Annotated in this window: 9 protein-coding genes and 1 pseudogene; 6 read left to right on the top strand and 4 right to left on the bottom strand. The window is 37.3% G+C overall.

What is annotated here, in order from left to right:
• Window positions 1-94: 94 nt before the first annotated feature.
• Window positions 95-1,300, bottom strand: coding sequence for an ATP-grasp domain-containing protein (locus ACFINO_RS00050; protein WP_375654699.1), 1,206 nt, complete (start codon window positions 1,298-1,300; stop codon window positions 95-97).
• Window positions 1,297-2,502 carry an MFS transporter gene (locus ACFINO_RS00045; RefSeq protein ID WP_375654697.1) on the bottom strand — a complete coding sequence of 402 codons (1,206 nt, stop codon included), beginning with the start codon at window positions 2,500-2,502 and terminating at the stop codon, window positions 1,297-1,299. Before ACFINO_RS00045 ends, ACFINO_RS00050 begins: the two co-directional genes overlap by 4 nt.
• 1,076 nt (window positions 2,503-3,578) lie before the next feature.
• On the opposite strand from ACFINO_RS00045, the gene ACFINO_RS00040 reads away from it, so the two are divergent.
• From ACFINO_RS00040 to ACFINO_RS00030, 3 genes are all read left to right on the top strand, one after another.
• Window positions 3,579-3,725, top strand: coding sequence for a hypothetical protein (locus ACFINO_RS00040; protein ID WP_375639608.1), 147 nt, complete (start codon window positions 3,579-3,581; stop codon window positions 3,723-3,725).
• Between the two features lie 72 nt (window positions 3,726-3,797).
• A complete protein-coding gene (locus ACFINO_RS00035) occupies window positions 3,798-4,226 on the top strand; it encodes a dTMP kinase (RefSeq protein ID WP_375654867.1) in 429 nt (142 codons plus the stop codon).
• A 589-nt stretch (window positions 4,227-4,815) separates the two neighbouring features.
• Complete coding sequence (locus ACFINO_RS00030; RefSeq protein ID WP_375654694.1) at window positions 4,816-6,027, top strand: MFS transporter; 1,212 nt, start codon at window positions 4,816-4,818, stop codon at window positions 6,025-6,027.
• 319 nt (window positions 6,028-6,346) lie between these two features.
• On the opposite strand, the gene ACFINO_RS00025 is transcribed toward ACFINO_RS00030, so the two are convergent.
• Window positions 6,347-6,616, bottom strand: coding sequence for a hypothetical protein (locus tag ACFINO_RS00025; protein WP_012754562.1), 270 nt, complete (start codon window positions 6,614-6,616; stop codon window positions 6,347-6,349).
• 2 nt (window positions 6,617-6,618) lie between these two features.
• Entirely contained in the window at window positions 6,619-7,065 is a 447-nt protein-coding gene (locus ACFINO_RS00020) for a hypothetical protein (RefSeq protein ID WP_375654692.1), read from the bottom strand.
• A 491-nt stretch (window positions 7,066-7,556) separates the two neighbouring features.
• Between ACFINO_RS00020 and ACFINO_RS00015 the strand changes: the two genes are divergently transcribed.
• From ACFINO_RS00015 to ACFINO_RS00005, 3 genes and pseudogenes are all read left to right on the top strand, one after another.
• The gene (locus ACFINO_RS00015; RefSeq protein WP_375618686.1) at window positions 7,557-8,063 is read left to right on the top strand and encodes a helix-turn-helix domain-containing protein; all 507 of its coding nucleotides are present in this window, start codon (window positions 7,557-7,559) and stop codon (window positions 8,061-8,063) included.
• A gap of 1,065 nt (window positions 8,064-9,128) precedes the next feature.
• Window positions 9,129-15,518, top strand: coding sequence for a Vomp family autotransporter (locus ACFINO_RS00010; RefSeq protein WP_375654690.1), 6,390 nt, complete (start codon window positions 9,129-9,131; stop codon window positions 15,516-15,518).
• Between the two features lie 608 nt (window positions 15,519-16,126).
• Window positions 16,127-20,118, top strand: a pseudogene (locus tag ACFINO_RS00005) (hypothetical protein); the annotation flags it as partial.

The raw sequence follows: 20,118 nt of genomic DNA, 5'->3' as shown, positions 1-20,118 counted from the left end.
TCTTTAAAAACGACCTGCTTCCATTTTTCATATTTGTCTATATTTTCAATTATTTGCGCTGCTGAATCCATGTTTTCCTCCCAATTGTTGTATTTTATAAGAAATTGCTACGAATGACCCTCTCCAAAGCTGATAATTCATCATCACTGTGTCCCCAAATTGCTATAATGGCAGGGCAGGTATTTAAATCGATGGTTAGGGGGAGGGGCTCGTTTTCTTTAAAAAAGAGCGTAAAATGAACCACATTTTCCCAAGAATGAAGCTTTTGCCGCCATACGTTAACATCTTTTATAATATGACCGTCGATCTCGTTGATAAGGAAGATAATACGCCCTTTTTTCTTAAAGCGACTTGGGGTTTGCGAAAACACGCCTGCAATAAGGTTAACGGAGCTTTCAAGTAAACCATCTTCATAGCAATGCGCGAACAAGGTGGGTGCAATTCCTCCGTGGAGGCGGGCTCCTACTTCGATCATTACTGGACCACGAGCTGTTTGCATGATTTCCATATGCGCAGGTCCATATTCAATCCCCAGTGCGCGAATGCATTGTTTTGCATAAGAGATAAGAGGGGCATAAGAGGGATCTTGAGCATCAAGCACATCAAGCGATTCATAAACAAAAGCACTTCCATTATGAATACCTTTTTTATATCGCGATAAAGCACATATCTTTATAGCCTCTCCATTTACAACGGCGTCGACGATGTATTCTTCTCCCTCCAATCTTTCTTGGAGCAAATAAGCATCGTTAGGTGCGCCAAAAATATTTTTTTGTGTCCAGTCGATTCTAGAGGACCATGCCGCCACTTTCTCACGGCTGGAGAAAAACAAAACACCATCGCTTCCACCAGAATCATTCGGCTTTACCACATAGCCGCTGTGGCTTTCAAAATCATCGAGAGTACAATCATTTTTTGTAAGAATCTTTGATCGGATGTAAGATAAATCATTTTCACAAAGGCGTTTTTGCATCGCTGCTTTTTTCCGTCGCCAATCGGTAGTCAAGGGGTTATTCCCAAGACAACCATAATAAGCCGCCAATTGATCTGCACAATAAATACCCCCTTCGGCGCCTGCGACCACGGACTCTATCGCGCCGATAGGAAAGCGTTTCTTTATCTCATCTACACTATGAAGCTTCGCTTCTGCCATGCCCTCTCCCTGATAAGAAAGCATATAGTGTGAAAAAGGAGCTTGTTGAGAGACAACACCATAGCAAGCATAGCCTAATTTTTGCAAAGCAGGGGCATAGAGGGCACCCGTGGAGAAAGGGTCGACAATAAGAATAGGTTTTCTCATACTTTGTTCCGCTGCAATAAAAGGAAAAGAATATAAATAAAGATTATTAGCCCTATAAGGGGGAGAAGATAAACAGCTGCTTGAGGACCCATAAGGGCAGAGCTTGTAAGAAGACCAAGGATAACATAACCTGCCGATTGGGAGAGAGTATAAAGCATACCGCTATAGCTTCCCACCAGCTCTGCTTGAGCCTCTGTTTTGGTCGCTTCAATCGTATGTTTGCGGGCATTAATTCGCATGGTATTCATTGAAAAGCCAATAAAAAAGCAAAAGACCACAGCCAAATAGGGCGATTGTGTGGTGCTAAAAATAAGATCAGCCACGCTCAACATAAGGGCTGGGAGAATAAATTCAAAGCGAGGGATTTTGATAAAAGCAGCCAAAAAAGCGCCCATGCCCGCAACCGCACTGCAAAGTCCATAATATTCAGAGCCAAAATTTTTCACACTCTGAAAAAGAATGGTTGCCAGCGTATTATAAGCGCAAATATGAAAGCCAATAAGTCCTATGCAGACGCATAAAAGTTTAAGCTCACGGGAGAGTCCATCCGCTTGCGGTATAGGTGCTGTCTTCTTATCGGTTGCAGGTGCTGTGGTATCTGTAGCGTTGTATTCATCGCAAAAGATAATATATCCGGCTATAAGGCTTATAATGATGTCAAACACACAAAGTGTCACAATCAAACCATTATAACCGATTTCAGCTGCTGCCCCTCGAGGGCTGGTCGCTTCTAAGAGATAACCACTTAGTGCTGCTCCCAAAAAGGCGCCAATTTGCACCACTGTTTGCATAATGCGGGAAGCCTTTTGGGCGCTAATATAACCACTAAGTGCTAGTTTAGTATTATAAGTCTCGAGTGTGCTTAAGGTAATCAAAGAGAGATAGCCGATAGAGATAGAGACAGCGATAAAACCAAAGGGGGAATCAGCGTAATGGAAAAGTGCAATCAATAAAAGAAGGCTATAGATAATGATCCGCCTTTTGTATAAATCGACCAACCGCAGTGAGGCTTTAATGCGCACAAGACCGCTTTTTTTCAAAAGATAGGGCATAAGGGTGCCCAAAGCCATGGTTACGCCCAGGAAAACCGATGAGGATGTTATGCGATAAGCATTCCAAAGATTACTTAAGAATAGAACCATATCAGAAAGATACAGCAGGACAACAAGCCCATAAAACCGAAAAATCAGTTGTTTATGCACATTATCCCCCCATGTTAAATACACATGCTGTACATTATACATTTTTACAAAAAGCTAATATATGTGTTGTTAGGCATGTCAAGTTTTTTCGATAGAAGCATGATACAGATTTGAACGATAACGTTTATCATAGTGATAGCTAATTTGGGAGAAACTAAGAGCGGAGGCGGTTGGTGTTTTTGCTGTATCTCTTGTGAGATGCTTTGCCAATGAGGAGTTTCTTCGCTAAATGATCAGTATAGCTATGTTTTTGGGAGGGCTGTGTTTGCACTCTTAAGATTTCCTCCATTTATACTCAAGGTTTAGGTTTTTCTATTGACCGTTGTTAGATGTTTTTGTGACAATAAACTTCGTTATCTATCAGAAACATTTATGGCATTAGCGCTAAGGTATTGTATTAAAACCTTTACATAGTAGTCTTTTTATAGAGAGAAGGTATTATTGGTTCAGTTTTAGGAGGCTTTATTACGGCTGATTTGGGCGTCGTCGTTGTTTGAGGGCTTATTATAATATTCTTAGTTTCAGTTTATGAATATACCGAAAAATATAGTGAAACATTTGATTCAAACGCTTTTGCTAGGCATATTTCAATATCTCAGCGATGTTTTCCAAGAATTGCTCTGCTACTTTTTGACGGAATCGGATATCAAATGCTTATAGCGAGGGCAGTGGTTTGAGAAAAGATAGAGTTGATTTCATTAGATTCCTATGTAGCGGAATCCAGTACCAGCTCTTAGGAACAATAAATACTGAGATCGAACTCATTTCGCTACACTTACACGACGCTATAGGAGTAATCCTCAAAATTTCGCTAGAATTCGTTAAAAAAATGGCTGGGTATGGAGTGTGATCAAAAAATATATTTTTTACAAATACTTAATCTCATTTTAAGTTGTCTAAAATATAACCTTATCTTAAAACTAAGTCTATATACCGCCATTTATCATAAAGTTAATAAGTTATACAAAATGCGGGAGTATTGTGTTTTTTTATTTAGAGACGAGTAAAAAACACCTTATTAAACATTAAAAGATTTTAGACAAAAAAATTTAACTTATGGAGAGTATATAGACAAAATGTATCTTGATAAAAAAGTTTATAACTCCATGTGGTCTTCAAAGAAATTTTCTGGTTCTTTTATTGTCTTATGCGGGTTTGATGGGAGTGGAAAGACAACACAAACAAAAGAAATTGCTCGCCATTACTCAACAGAAAACATATAATACAAACTTTTAACACAGTTCTTAGTATAGAAATAATCCATAAATTAGAGATATGTAGATAATGGAAAAGCAATTGATCCGTTGCTTTTAGCACTCTTATCAGCGACAAATAGACGCGAATATACGCTTGAAATTATTGAACCTTCCTTAACGTCATCGCAAAATTTATTAATTAGCGATCGATATGTTTATTCTAGTCTTGCTTATTTTTATGCTCGAGAGCTTTCTGTTGAAAGTGTCGTTAAATTAAATCAATCTATTCTAAGACCTCATATTACATTTTATCTTCATTTACCGCCCATTACTATACTGGAACGGTTGCAGAAAAGGGATGATTTAAACTTAAAATACGAAGAAAAACTCTCTTTTATTGAAAAAGTTTACAAAGTGTTATCGGAAATAGATGAGCAGTTTATAACAATTGATGGAACTGCTCCTATTTCTTTAATTCATCATCAAATACGACATCATATAAATAAGGTTTGTTTTGATTATGAATAAAATCATTTATTAATCAAGTTATCCACGATAAATCCTCCTTTATGTATCTGTACTCTAAATCTGAAACTTTAGAGATATGATTGCAATAATTTAACTGCTCAGGAAGATATTACGTTATATATTTTAATTGGAAAACTAACTGTAATTGGCTTATTTTAAAAGATTTAGAGAAGGGGAGTAGAAAAGTTAGCAGTATTTATCGTGAAGATAATAGTATGTTTATTCTTTTAGAGCCAAAGTGTGGTGATAGAAGAACGACATGGAAGGATATACTCGAACATATTTTAGTGCACGGAATAATAAGGACAATAATGTGAGTGAAGCTTCCATACCGTAAAATTGTTTCACATATGTATAAAGGTGTAGCTTCTGAATAAAACGCACATAAAATATTAAATTTGTTTTTGTCCATAAATGTTCCGTTTTCATAGAAGAATTAATCATAAAACAGCACAAAGATTGTAAAAGCCTCAAAAAAGAAATTTTGCTTTCTTAAATTTAATGATCTAAAATGAAAATTGTAAGAATGCCTGTTTTTAAACAGGATGTATTATGCATATCGACTGGTATTCATTTTAGAGGATAATTTATGTTCACTTCAAATTTGAAGGAACGCATTGCTTTATTTGAAAATAGAACTTTTCTCTATTTTACTTTGAGCGGCTTATTTGCTACATTTGGAAGTGGACTAAATTATATTACATTGTCATGGATCGCTTACAATCAGACGGGCTCAATCCGTGGTGTAGCGTTGATGATGCTTTTTCTTTGGACGCCTGGCATTATTTTTGCGCCTATTTTTGGCATATTGGCAGATAAATATAACCGTAAAACGCAGATTATTATTTCAAATCTTGTGAGAGGTTTGGTAATCGTGGGCTGGGTAATGCTTTGGCGTTTTGGTATAGAAATTGAATTGATGGTCTTATCTGCTCTTTTGGGTATTTTTATTCCTTTTTATATGCCATCAGCTATTTCTTTAATTCAAAGTATTGTGCTGAAGGAACAGCTCATCAATGCAAATGCGACCATCGATATGGTTTATGAACTTGGCACTATCGTAGGTATGGGCTTAAGTGGATTTATACTATCCTATGCAGGAACAAAAGGAACTCTTCTAATAGGTGGTATATTCTTTATTATTGCTGGTTTATTTAATTTTGCAATGAAGGTACCTAAAAACCGAAGATCTAAAAATCAAAACCAGCAAAATTGGTGGGAAAATTATACAGCATCTCTTCATTATTTTAAGCAGAATCCGGCTCTTTTTGTACCTTATATAAGCCAGATGATTATTATGACTCTTTTGATGACCATTCCTGTTATTCTCGTTCCTTATATACAAGAGGTTTTACATGCGGATAGCAGGATCTTTGCAATATTGGAGGTGCTTTATTCTATGGGTGTATTGACAGGTGCGTTTTTTTCACCACTTCTTTGTAAAGTTTTATCCATAAGAAAAACATTAGCCATTTTATTAGCTTTTATGGCTATTGGCCTCGCTATTTTATCTGTTAATACACACAATTTTGTTGTTTTTCCTGTTTACTTTATGATTGGATTTGGACTTTCAAGTTGGGCTCTTTCGATTTCTTTATCACAACTCTCTTGTGATCCTGAATACCAAGGAAGATTGCAGGCAAGTTTTAATGGTATCTCTGGATGCTTGATCCTCGGAGTCTATCTCATTATGGCAAGCGATAACAGTAGCATATCACCTCAATCGATATATTTTTTTCAAAGTATTGTTGCGTTTGTTGGAATACTCATAGTGCTGTTTTATAAACATGAAAAACAATAAATTACATTTAAGTATGGTCAATATACGCTATTTTATAAATATCTACGCTGCGGCATATTTCATATTTTGCTTTTAAAGGAGAGTTGAGAAAATGTAAAAGTTGGTGCTTAATGAACAAAGCATAAATTGATGTATGCTAGAGAATACTCTCTATTTTTTGATAATGATCTAAAAGAATTGATGCGTTTCTTTAATTCATCTCACTGTTGTTAAGAAGACGAAAACGTAACACTTTAAATCTTCTTGAAAGTTTTTTGTCTAAGCGTAGCAGAAAGTAAAGCGATGAGGGAATATCGTATTATACGGGGAGAGTATTGCATTATTTTTGTTTTTCAAAATCCATATGAAAAATTGTATCAATTTCATCTTCATTGGAATGAGTATTTCTACGACGATGCAAGGTTTGCACAATCTCTTTTTTTAAAACAGCATCTGTTTCACTTAAACGGTGAATACTGAGTTCCAATTCAAGAGATAACGCCAAATCCACGCACAGTTTAAGCTCTTCTCCAATGTCGAAACCGCGTTGATAGTCGTCATAAAGACCAACCAGTGTATCAGATAATTCTTTATCGCATAAAGAGGTCATGCTTAATTCCTCAACGTTGCGGGTTTCCATGCAGCTTTTTTAAGTATCACTCCACTATCATCACTTAAAATTGCCATGTATACGAACCTCATGGTTTTGTCAATTTTCTGCAAAATACGCGCTTTTAAATCAAAGCCTATTAAAGATTTTATTATTCCAAGATTTTGAAGCACCCAATTGTAAATATGGATGGCAATGTGTTCACTATAAAATTTATAGCATTTGAAATACATTGCCAAAAGGCTTTTAATATGCGTAGAGGAAGAGTATTCTGACGATAAACCAAACACCCTGAAATCTCTATTACCAGTTACAGCTAAATCAGTGCCATTAATATATAAAATAAGCAAACAGGGTTTGTAAACGTCTAACTTTTTAATAACGAGTGATAATCTCGTTTTTTGTAGAATACCAATTATTTTGCCTATTTTATATTGATTTTTAGACATTGATAAACTTTTTACCTTATAAAAACCTATGGGAAATGCATTAGCATATTTTTGTAATAAGATTTCAGTGGTATATTGCACAGCATGAAATGAAGAGAATCGTATTAGGCTTTTTGCTTTTGAAAGAATATGACTGCAACTTTTGAGAAAGCAGTTGGCAAGAATTGGCTTGGCATGCAAACTGATAGAGTTGGCAGTGGCGCATTTAGTTTTTTCATTGGCCTGTGTCCAAATGTTTTTGACTCTGGAAAATAGCCTCTGATAGGCTTGAGTTTTTCCAAGGTTATATTACAGGGGCGCAGCTCAGAAAAGTACCACGGCGATTGCATTTTTTTGTAATTGTCATAATTTTCGCTCCTGCTTAAATGGATGCTGTGACATCCGTTTTTGTGGGGTTATGTATGTGATAACTGCTCTTCTTAAGGGGCAGTAACAATATAAATCAATATAATTATTTAATCAACAATTATATTGATTTTGGAGTATTTTTTTTGGCTCGTCCGGAAGCAAAACCTAAAACTGAGTTGGCAAAACGTTTTCGTGAAGTGCGTTACGCTCTTGGTTTTACAGAGCGTAAGCAGTTTGCTGAACATCTTGGGATCACTGCTGGTTCTATAGGAACTTATGAAACTGGTATAAGTGAGCCTACAGCCTCTGCGCTCTCCAAATATCAAGAAATTTGTGGTGTTTCATTAGATTGGCTAGTAACGGGAAATGGCGAGATGTTTTCAGATGTGGCAAAGGCGAAAGCAGCTGGTTTTAAACCGCAGGCGATTCCTACTGGGCTGATGAAAAAGCTGGGACATTTAGTTTATACGACCTATCATGATGCAAAAATAACACTTTCTCCTGAAGATGTTGCGGAATTAGCAGCAGAGCTTTATGGAAGATTGCAAGAGCTTATTCAAAACCTCAATGATATAGAAGAAGTCGAAGCCACTTTGCCACTTTTAAAATTACATTTAAAGCGTAAAATCGCAACTGAAAAACACATCTAGAAATTTCATAAGATACGAATGAACAGCCTTTTAAAAAATAAAACTTTTTTGATTTTCTGCTGTATAACCAAGTTTGGAATGTGAGAATCTCACGATTTTCGAGTCTCTTATTCGATCTGAAAAACGAGAAACTATCATTATAAATCAATATATTTCTCTGATTAAAGATAAAACGGTTCATAAAAAGAACGACGGGTAGCAATACAAACAAAATTGATTCAAAAGGAAGCGAGTATAGCATCATTCCTGAAATATTTGTTGGTTGAAGAAAAGATACGGACAACAGTGAAAATACAGTGGATTATGTGAGAGGAAAGAGTTTAGAAAACAGCTTTTTTCGGTTTGTAATATTAAAAATTTATACAATAGTGAAAATACAAGGACGGTTTTGATGACTATAGAGGGGGAACAGACATGAAAGAGAGAAGAACGAAAGATTTTTATAGCGCGCTTTTATCTTTTTATGAAGACGATGAGATGAGTACGTTAAAACTTTTAATAGGAAGTTTCTCATTATATTGGATATAAAAAAATTCTTTCAAAGGTGTGCATCATATATTGAAACAGATTACTTCCCAGCAAAGAGTGATGTTATCATGATAATCGTCATTATTACATTATGCTATAAGTTAAAAAATCATAAATTTGTGCTTATAAGAACAGCTATTTTATTGAGAAGTATTTTTATAAATTTATAAAAAATTATTTTTACACTCTTGCCATTCTTCTGATGCGCTTTATTTGAAGAGTAGAATTGCTCTTTAGTGAAACTATTTTGTTAAGAGATAAATCACAGTATTTTTGAATGGAGATAACGATATATTTTCAAAGTTTTGTGTTTTTATTTATTTTTTAGCTTGAATCCCTCTAGCTAAAAGGGTTGGGGACTTTTCTAGATTCGATGTTGTTGCAAAGATTTTAGAGCGATGCCGTAAAAAATAGCGGTATCGAAGGGGGGAGGGTTTTGCCTTGATTTATTGGTTTTTGAAGTGCGCAAACTAAGGGTTTTGCCATGAGTGTTTCTGCGCGTTGTAATGATGTTGAACTCTGTTGGAGGAGGTTCTTATGAAAAAAAAATATTCCACACCAAATTTAATTAAAGTTGTCTCTCTTAGTACGGTAATGGCGACACTCTTATCGAGTGTTTCTCCCGTTTTTGCGGCGAACCTTGCGATAATAGGACAAACTAATCAGAGTTCGAATGCTCCCCAAGTGATGTATCCGTATGGGAGTCATGGGAGTGTTGTTTTTGCTGGTGATGATAATTATTGTGGTGCAGACAACGTTGTTGGTCGTGGCGGCAAACAACAACAAGGAATTGCTGATAGTCAACGAATAACCGCAGAGCAACAATATAATAGATTTATTACTAATCAAGAGTTTAACGGTCGTCGTCCTTATGGTACGACCACTGAACAGGTTATTTGGACGGGTGATGGATACACGGCTAGGGTTGATGGTAAAGTTTTGGGTGGTTATATGGGGACATTTTCCACCAGTGGTTTTGCTAGCGCTATGCCTGAGGCTTATGGTGTTTATTCTTTTGCTACGGGGTGTGGGTCTGCAGCGACGGGTAATTATTCAACCGTATTTGGTGCAGGCGCGACAGCAAAGGCAGGGGGTGCACAAGCTTTTGGTGTTTCCGCACTTGCAAGTGGTATAGCAAGTGTTGCTATGGGTGTAGGCTCAGAAGCATCGGGCAAATCTGCTGTTTCTTTTGGTGGTCTCGCAACCGCTTCTGGTAAAAATAGCATTTCTATAGGTGAGAGTTCCAAAGCTACGCAGGACGATGCGATTGCGGTTGGTTCAAATGCAGAAGGGAACGGTATAAATAGTGTTGCTATTGGTAAGTTTGCATCTGCATCTGGTTACGATAGTATTGCATTAGGATTAAAGACCAAAGCAACTGACGAGTACGCGGTTGCTATAGGCACGAAGGCTGAAGCTCAAGCTCTTGGTTCTATTGCAATAGGTGGTGGAGAACCTGCAGACAACGGGGAAGAAAGAAAAGTAATAGCTAAAGGTAAAAATTCGATTGCCATAGGTTCCCATACTTATGCTGAGACGGCTCATTCAGTTGCAATTGGTATAAACGCACAAGTACGTGTTATAGATGGTGTTGCTGTGGGGGGAGGATCTGTCTCTCGTGTTGAGAGTGGTGTTTTTGGTTATGATCCTGTAACAAATACTACAACAACAAAGAGTGATCTTGCATGGAAAAGCACTGCAGGTGATTTTAGTGTTGGTAATACTAACCAGAATTTAACGCGACAGATTACAAATGTTGCAGCAGGGAGTAATGACACTGATGCAGTGAATGTTGCACAGTTGAAAGCTATGAGAGATTTGGCATCAGGAGTTTGGAAACTTTCTGCTAACGATACCGATCCTACAGACGTGAATCCAGGTAGTACAATAGATTTTTCAGTGAAAGATACAAAAGTAGGAAAAGATAACTTAAAGATTGAAAGAAACACTGTAGATAATAAGCATAAAATTGAATTTACTTTGAGTGATACTCTTAAATTGACAAAAGTCACTACAGGACAAAGCTCTATGAGTGATGATGGCTTTATTATTGAAAATGGGCCAAAAATGATTCTAGATGGTATTGATGCTGGCGATAAACAGATTACAAATGTGGCAGATGGTGAAGAAGACGCCGATGCTGTAAATTATAAACAGCTGAAAGAGGTAAAAACAGTTGTAGAAAAAGGCTGGAAGCTTTCTGTTGATGGTAACAATGCTACAGATGTTGGAGCAGGTAGTACAGTAGATCTCGTTACAGGTGCTGATGATAACAATAACAAAAACATCAAAATTGTTAAAAGTAATGGAAATAAAGTTACATTTACTTTGAATAGTAACCTTAGTTTGACAAGTGTCACTGCAGGTAACAGCATTATGAATGGTGATGGCTTTAAGTTTGTTAATGGGGGGCCAAGCATAACCGTGAATGGTATTGATGCTGGAAATCAAAAGATTATAAACGTAGCAGAGGGAACTCAAGATACCGATGCAGTGAATTATAAACAACTGAAAGAGATAAAAGAAGCTGCTACAACGCATTGGCAACTTTCTGTTAATGGTGGAAATGGTGTATCTATTGGACAAAATGATACAGTAAATTTACAATCAGCTGGTAAGGAAGGTAGTCAGAATATCAAGATTGTAGGAGATAATAACCGCAATGTTACGTTTGATTTAGCTGATGATATTAATGTAATGACTGTCACAGCAGGAGACAGCATTATGGATGCTGCTGGCTTTAGATTTGACGGTGATGAGGGGCCGAGCATAACTGTTAAAGGCATTCATGCTGGTAATAAAACGATCAAAGGAGTAGCAGATGGGGAAGACGATACTGATGCTGTAAATTTTTCACAGTTGCAAGATGTAAAAGCAATTGCAGAAAAAGGCTGGAAGCTTTCTGTTGATGGGAACGATGCTACAGATGTTAAAGCTGGGAGTACAGTGAATTTTGTTGCAGTTAAGCAGAAAGACTATGATGATAATGAGAGTGAGAACACAAATATAAAAATTGTCAAAAACGAGGACAATCAAGTATCCTTTGATTTAAGTGAATATATTAAAGTTGGTCGTGTAGAAACAGGGGATAGCAGAATGAGTAATGCCGGTTTCATGATCAAGGATGGTCCAAACATGACCAAGGGTGGCATTAATGCTGCAAAGACACAAATTAAAGGAGTCGCAGATGGTAGCGATGAGCATGATGCTGTTAATCTTTCACAATTATATAAAATGAAGTTTGAGATAGAAGATAATAGTCTTGTTAAATGGAGTAAAAGTAAAAATTTAATTACCATTGGTGCTGAAAAAGAAGGTATTGAAATCAAAGTCGCGAACTCTGAAGGTAGGGATCGAATTATTTCTGGCGTTGCAGTTGGAAAAGTCAGTTCCGATTCAACAGAAGCAATAAATGGCCATCAGCTTTTCAATTATGCTGATAATATATCAAAATATTTTGGTGGTGAGACAGATGTGATTGATGGTTTCAAGCCAACTTTTACTGTTCAGGATAAAGAACACCATAATGTAACGGATGCTTTTAAAGATGTCGATAATTCTATAACAGATATTTATACACGGATTAACAATGTAACAGCAAATAGTCTTGTTAAATGGGACGAAGGGCAGAAGCTCATTACAATTGGTGCGCAAAAAGATGGTACCAAAATCAATGTTGCCAATTCTAATAGTGAAAATCGAGTTATCTCTGGTATTGCAGATGGAAACCTCGGAAAGGCTTCGAAAGAAGCTATAAATGGTAGCCAGATTAATACAATTTCTGGAGATGTTGCAAAATTCTTTGGTGGGGAAGCAGCATTTCAGGATGGTGCTTTTGTAGGTCCACAATATAACGTATCTACAGTTTCTACAGATGGTGAAGTAGTTCAGTATATAGCTGAAAATGTTGGTGATGCTTTAACAAAGCTTGATGCGAATGTTAAAAATGTGAATAGTCGTATAAAATATGTAGATAATAAATTTGATAAATTCTCTCAAGATGCTTTATTATGGGATGATGGTAAACAAGCATTTGCTGCACGTCATGAAAAAGATGGACGTAAAACAGATAGTAAGATTACCCACCTTTTAAATGGTGATATTTCTGAAGATTCAACAGATGCGGTAAATGGTAGCCAGATTAATAAAATATCTAAAGATATTGCAAAATATTTTGGTGGTGGTACAGAATTTAATAACGGAGTTTTTTCAGGTCCACAATATAATTTATCTACAGTTTCTACAGATGGTAAAGTAGAACAGAAAACCTTTGAAGATGTTGGCTCGGCTTTGACAGGGCTCGATGCAAATGTCAAAAATGTGAATAAACATATACAGCATGTAACCAATGAGTTTGATAAATTGTCTCAAGATGCTTTACTGTGGAGTGAAAAGGATCAAGCATTTGTTGCGCGTCATGGAATAGATGGACAGAAAACAAATAGTAAGCTAACGTATCTTTTAGATGGCAATGTTTCAGAAGATTCAACAGATGCAATAAATGGTTCCCAACTTTATGCGATGGGTGATCAGATTGCGAATTATTTTGGTGGTGGCGCTAGTTATGAAGATGGAGAGTGGATAGATCCTGCTTTCATAATTTCTCGACGTAATGAAAACGGTGATATTGTTGAGAAAAAATACAATAATGTCGCTGAGGCTTTCGGCGGTGTCGATAATTCTATCACGGATATCTATAATCGGATTAACAATGTGACAGAAAACAGTCTTGTGAAGCAAGAAAGCGGGTCAGGACTTATCACGATCGGTAAGGCAACAGGTGGTACTGAAATTAATATTGCAAACAAAAGTGCTATGGAACGTACACTTTCCGGTGTGAAAGACGGAAAACTCTCTCAAACATCAACGGAAGCGGTAAATGGTTCACAGCTTTTTAAGACGAATGAAAATGTCAAAACTGTTACTGATAATCTTGAAAAAGTAGCTAAAAATACGTCGAAATATTTTGGTGGTAGTACAGATGTATTGAACGGTATCGAGCCAGCTTTCCTTATTCAGGATACAACATATCATAATGTTACGGATGCGTTTACGGGCGTGAATACTTCTATTACAAATATTGATAATAAGATTTCCGATGTGGTAAAAAATAGTCTTGTTAAACAAGATGAAATTTCAGCTCCTATCACGATTGGTAAGGATACAGCTGGGACTGAAATCAATATTGCAGGATATGCTGGTGTAGCACGTAAGATTTCTGGTGTGCAGGCAGCAGAGAAGGGTGATGAAGCTGTTAACAAAGACCAACTTGATAAAAGCATAAAGGATATTACGAAAGATATTGAGACAGTAACTGCTGCTGCGGTTCTCTATGATAAGAATGACGATAATAGTGTTAATTATGGTAGTGTAACTTTGGGCGGCGATAAGAACAACGGACCAGTTGCTCTTCGTAACGTGAAAGATGGTAGCATTTCTGAAAATTCCAACGATGCAATCAATGGTAGTCAGATTAATAAAATATCAGCAGATATTGCAAAGTTTTTTGGCGGTGGTGCAAAGTTCATTAACGGTGCTTTTGAAGGGCTGAAATATACTTTATCCGCTATTGTAGGTGGTGAAGTAGGGAAGGCTAATTTTTACAATGTTGGTGATGCTTTAACAGGTCTTGATAATAATGTTCAAGATGTGAATCAACGCTTAACGAATGTATCCAATGAGTTTAATCAGAAAATTGAAGGTATCTCAAAAGATGCTTTATTGTGGGATGATGATGAAGGTGCATTCGTTGCACGTCATGAAAAAGATGGCAAGAAAACAAACAGCAAATTGAAGTATCTTTTAGATGGTGAGATTGCGGATGGTTCAACAGATGCTATTACGGGTAACCAGCTTTATTTCATGAGCAACCAGCTTGCTAATTATTTCGGTGGCGGTGCCAAATATGAGAATGGCAAATGGACAGATCCTACTTTTAAGATTGTTCAAGTCAATGCTGATGGTACAACTGTTGAGAAAGAGCACCATAATGTTGCTGAGGCGATTGGTGGTGTTAATGGCGGTATGGTAAACATAAATAACCGTATTAATGATGTTATCAACAAGGTCGATTCAGATGTTTTAAAGTGGAATGATAAAGAAAAAGCCTATGATGCCGGTCGCGATGGAAAGCCGAATAAAATTATCAATGTAGCTGATGGTAAAGTTGAAAAAGGTTCGAAAGATGCGGTTAATGGTGGACAACTTTGGGAAACCAATGAACGTATCACTGGTGTTGAAAAAGATGTTAAGCATCTTACCAACAGAGTTGATACCATTTCCAATACGATTGCTGATATTGGTGATACAGTTATCAATATTGATGCCAAAGTTGATAACATCAATAATAGAGTTGACGGCATTGAAGAGGATGCTGTTCGTTATGATAGAGATGAAAACGGCAAAAAAACCAATAAAATCACATTAGCGGGGGGGGATGCCAGTGAACCTGTTCTGATTGATAATGTAGCTGATGGTAAAATTGAAAAAGGTTCGAAAGAGGCTGTAAATGGTGGTCAACTTCATGATTATACTAAAGAACAGATGAAGATTATTCTTGATGAATCCAAGCAGTATACAGATCAACGGGTTAATAATATTGTGATTGATGCGATTGATGATGCTGTTGATCGGGCTAAGCAATATACAGATATGAAGTTTGATGTTTTAAACTATAGTATTGAGAGTGTGAAAAAAGAGGCAAGACAAGCAGCGGCTATTGGTCTTGCGGTGTCTAACTTACGCTACAATGATACACCTGGAAAATTAAGCGTTGGATTTGGTACTGGTTTATGGCGTAGTCAGTCTGCATTTGCCTTTGGTGCAGGTTACACCTCAGAAAATGGAAAATACCGCTCTAACATATCTGCAACAACTTCTGGAGGTCACTGGGGTGTAGGTGCGGGATTCAATATGACATTGAATTGATAATAAACAAAATACATAAAAAATTCCTTTTCACCCCTGTCTCATGAGGCAGGGGTGAATTGTTATTACGTATGTAAAAATACATATATATATATAAATTGATAAGCGCTATAACGATAAATACAGGTTTAAAAAACAGAAAAACCGGACGATTTCAACAAAATGAACTTCTTATTTCAAAATAAGATAATGAGTTTTTTCATAAATTATAAGTCCATTATTTTCTGCTTTAACTTTTAAATCTAAAAAATCTTCCACTCTCTAAAAATCTATTAAAAAACTTTCTAGTAATACAAAGGTATATATTTAAATGTATTTCAATTTTACTGGAGGAAGTTATAAAAACAATATACTAAACCAATTCTACCCCTTGCAAAAAACAACCAACAGGTTTAAAGATTAAAAAAACCAACCACCACAAGAAAACTTACCTTTTTAGGAAAGGTAAGAGAACAAAGCACGTTAACTACAAAACATCAACTTCTCTATCTTTTCAATCAGTCATTAAGCTTTTGAATATATTTAGAAAAACCAATTTCAGAGAACTTTGTAGCGTTTAAATGTGTTTTTTTTGTGGTTATAGTTATTTTTTCATTGGGGAGTTCATTATGAAAAAATTATATACAAAATTAGTAGGGAGCGATTTAAAATTTTCTCGTTTTTCTTTTGTTAAAGTTCTTTCATTGGCTACAGCGGCTACATTTTTATCGAATGTTACACCTGTTTTTTCAGCAAATCCTGATTTTAGAAACACCTTTCTCGAAGGTGTTAACAGTGCTGGTGTCTCTTATCCGCAAAGCATTATCTCTGTTGCTGGTTTGAATGCTTCTTCTGTTTCAAAAGACAATTATTTAACAGCACTCAATCAAGCGGGATTAGAAAAGATTAATGCTGTCGATGACTATGCAAATTTTTTAACTAAAACCCTCTCTGGTGTAAGTGATTATAGTCCTGTCGTGAATGTTTTGATGGCGGATAGCAAAAATGTATTGGCAAGAACCCTAGATGCAGGAGGGCAATATAAAAAGTCTCTCGTCAGTCCACGGTCATTTGTGGTTGATAGCTCTTTAAACCAACAGCTTGTACAGGATGATGAAAATACAGATATTATTAATGTGTCTAATATCTTACGGAGTGGTTCAACAGAGGGAATGCAACGTGGTGTATCGGGAAGTAATGTCATCTTTGGTGAAAATGTTAATGCGAAAACCGTGGACAGTGTTGTTATTGGTTATAAAGCGAAGGCGGTATTAGCTGAAGGAGATAAAAATCTAGCGGCATCTGTTATCATAGGTTCTAAATCTGAGATCCATAGAGGTGGATCCGTTGCTGTTGGTGCAGATATAGTGGCACTAAAGAATGACGCGGTTGCTGTTGGTCGTTTTGTACGGGTGGAGGTGGACAGCGGTACAGCTTTAGGCTTTAAATCGCAAGTGAAGGTAGTAGGGGGTGTTGCTATAGGAAGCAATTCTGTAGCCAATAGGGCTGCTGGTGTTTCAGGATATACTTCTATGCTGCAGGGGACTGCAACGAATGAGGTATCTTATTGGAAATCTACATTAGGTGCTGTCAGTGTTGGTGATGCTGATGGTGGCCAAACACGACAAATTACAGGTGTAGCGGCTGGTAGTGAAGATGCAGACGCAGTGAATCTAAGACAATTGCAAGACTTAGAAGATGTCGTAAGAAAAAATGGTTGGAAACTGTCTGTTGACGGTAAAAATGCTAAAACAGTCATTATGGATAGCGGAGTAGATTTTTCCACTGGAAGTACAAATCTTAACATTACAAAAGGTGATAAAGACAATAATGTAAAATTTGATTTAGCTCAAGATGTTACATTAACGAGCTTAAAGGCAGGGACGAATACCCTAGATGCAACAGGCTTAGTGATTTCTGGAGGCCCCAAAATAACGACCGCGGGTATTGATGCTGGAGGTAAAGAGATAAAGAAAGTTAAGGCTGCAGCACTCACTGAGACTTCACAACAAGCGGTGAATGGTTCACAGTTATTTGCAACAAATAATGAAATTGCTGATGTAAGAGACAGTATCCTTGTTAAGCAAGAAGAAGAAAAAGAGGAGAAATTAGCGCGTAGTCTCCGTGCGGGGGGTACAGGTCTCATCACCATTGGGAAAGGAACTGGTGGTACTGAAATCAGCATTCTGAATAAAGATAATGGGAAACGGAAAATTTCCGGTTTATTAGGTGGCGATCTCAGTGCAAATTCAGATGAAGCGGTTAATGGCTCACAGCTGTTTACTACAAATCAAAATGTTACAATTGTAGCCACGAATATAGCTAAGTATTTAGGTGGTGGCGCTAAATATGAAAATGGCGCTTGGACTGCTCCTAAATTTACTGTTAAGTCCGTTAAGGATGATGGCAAAACAGAAAACAAAGAATATCCTGATGTAGCATCTGCCTTTGAAGGTGTAGGTACTTCTATCACGAATGTTCAGAATAAATTGACTGAACAGGTTAATAATGTGATTAACAAAGTAGAAAGCGAAAGCTTTGTTCAGCAAGACAAAACAACGCATCGTCTCACTATTGGAGCTGCAGTAGAAGGCAGTGAAATCAATATAGCCAACAAGGCTGGTGCGGATCGGATAATTTCAGGTGTTGGTGAAGCAACAAAGGATAATGAAGCTGTTAACAAAGGTCAGCTTGATAAAAGTCTGAAGGATCTTTCTACCAGCCTTCAGTCTGATGATTCAGCCGTTGTTCATTACGATAAAAAAGATGGTGATAATGGCGGCATTAATTACACGAGTGTGACTTTAGGTGGTAAAGATAAGACAGCTGTAGGTCTCCATAATGTTGCTGATGGTAAGATTGCCAAGGATTCACATGATGCAATCACGGGTGGACAGGTTAATACCATAGCTTCGGATTTATCAAAGATTTTAGGTGGCGCTGTATCCTTTGATGGCAAAAACTTTACAGGACCAACGTATGACTTATCGACAGTTTCTAAAGAGGGTAATGTAACAAATAAATCGTATGAAGGTGTTGAAACAGCCTTTAAAGGACTTGATGAGAATATCAAAACCGTTAACGATCGTATTAAGGAAGTCTCAGAAGGAGTTTCACAGGATTCTTTATCATGGAGTAATCAGAGTAATGCTTTTGTAGCCTTGCATGGAAAAGAAGGTGAAAAGACAAACAGCAAGGTCACATCGCTGGCTGATGGTTCTCTAGTGGCGGGTTCGAGCGATGCGGTTACGGGTGGACAGATTAATACCATAGCTGCGAGTTTAGCAAAAATTTTAGGAGGCAAAGCATCGTTTAGTGCTGATGGCACTTTTACAGCTCCCAGCTATGACTTATCGACAGTTTCTAAAGAGGGTGATGTAACAAATAAATCATATGAAGGTGTTGGAACCGCTTTTTCAGCTCTTGATGCAAATATCAAGAATGTGAATGCACGGATTAAAGAGGTTTCACAAGGAGTTGCACAGGATTCTTTGGTATGGAGCAAGGATGTAAATGCCTTTAGTGCGCAGCATGGAGAAAAAGAGGATAAAAAAAATAGCAAAATTACCTCTCTTGAAAATGGTAAACTTTCAGAGGAATCAACCGATGCCGTGAATGGTTCACAGCTCCATTCTACGAACACAGCCCTTGCAGAATATTTCGGTGGTAATACCAAGTATGAGGAAGGCAAATGGACAGAACCTGATTTCAAAGTTGCGCAATTCGATGCTGATGGCACAGAAGGTGACGAGAAGACTTATCATAATGTTGCTGCTGCTTTTGAAGGTGTTAACAGTGCTTTCACCACTCTGAATGAAGAGATTGTCGATGTAAGAGACAGTATCCTTGTTAAGCAAGAAGAAGAGGTGACGTTAAGTCGTAGTCTTCGTGCGGGGGGATCGGGTGTTATCACTATAGGTAAGGCAGCAGGCGGTACGGAAGTAAGTATTCTCAACAATGAAGGTAAGGAACGGACAATTACCGGTGTGAGTACTGGTGAACTTTCAGAAAGTTCAACGGATGCGGTTAATGGCTCACAGCTTTTTACAACCAATAAAAATGTTACTAAGGTTGCTGAGCATACAGCGAAATATTTTGGCGGAGGCGCCAAGTATGAGAGTGAAACGTGGACAGATCCAAGTTTCAAGGTTAAGACCGTTAAGGAAGATGGTAGTGATGTTGAAGAGCAGAGCTATGCAAGTGTTGCGGAAGCCTTTGAGGGTGTAGGTAATTCTTTCCAGAACATTCATAAAGAGATTACACAAAGCAATACGGCGGTTACTGAAAACATTAAGCAGAATGCGTTGATGTGGGGTGAGAAAGAGGGAGCTTTTGTAGCCTTGCATGGAGAAGAAAATAGCAAAAGCAACAGCAAGATTAAGTATCTTGCGAATGGAGATATTTCTAAAGACTCAAGCGAAGCGGTTAATGGCTCGCAACTCTATTCCATGAATAAGATGTTTGCGGAGTATTTTGGTGGAGGAGCTGGATATAATGAGAATGGTGAATGGACCGCTCCCACTTTCAAGGTTAAGACTGTTAAGGAAGATGGCAAGGATGAAGAGAAGAGCTATGATAATGTTGCGGATGCGTTAGCAGGAGTAGGGACGTCTTTCACGAA

This window comes from Bartonella sp. AA83SXKL, assembly GCF_042196965.1.
Classification (GTDB): domain Bacteria; phylum Pseudomonadota; class Alphaproteobacteria; order Rhizobiales; family Rhizobiaceae; genus Bartonella.
Note: the sequence above shows the minus strand (reverse complement) of the source record. Positions and strands in the feature narration are given on the sequence as shown.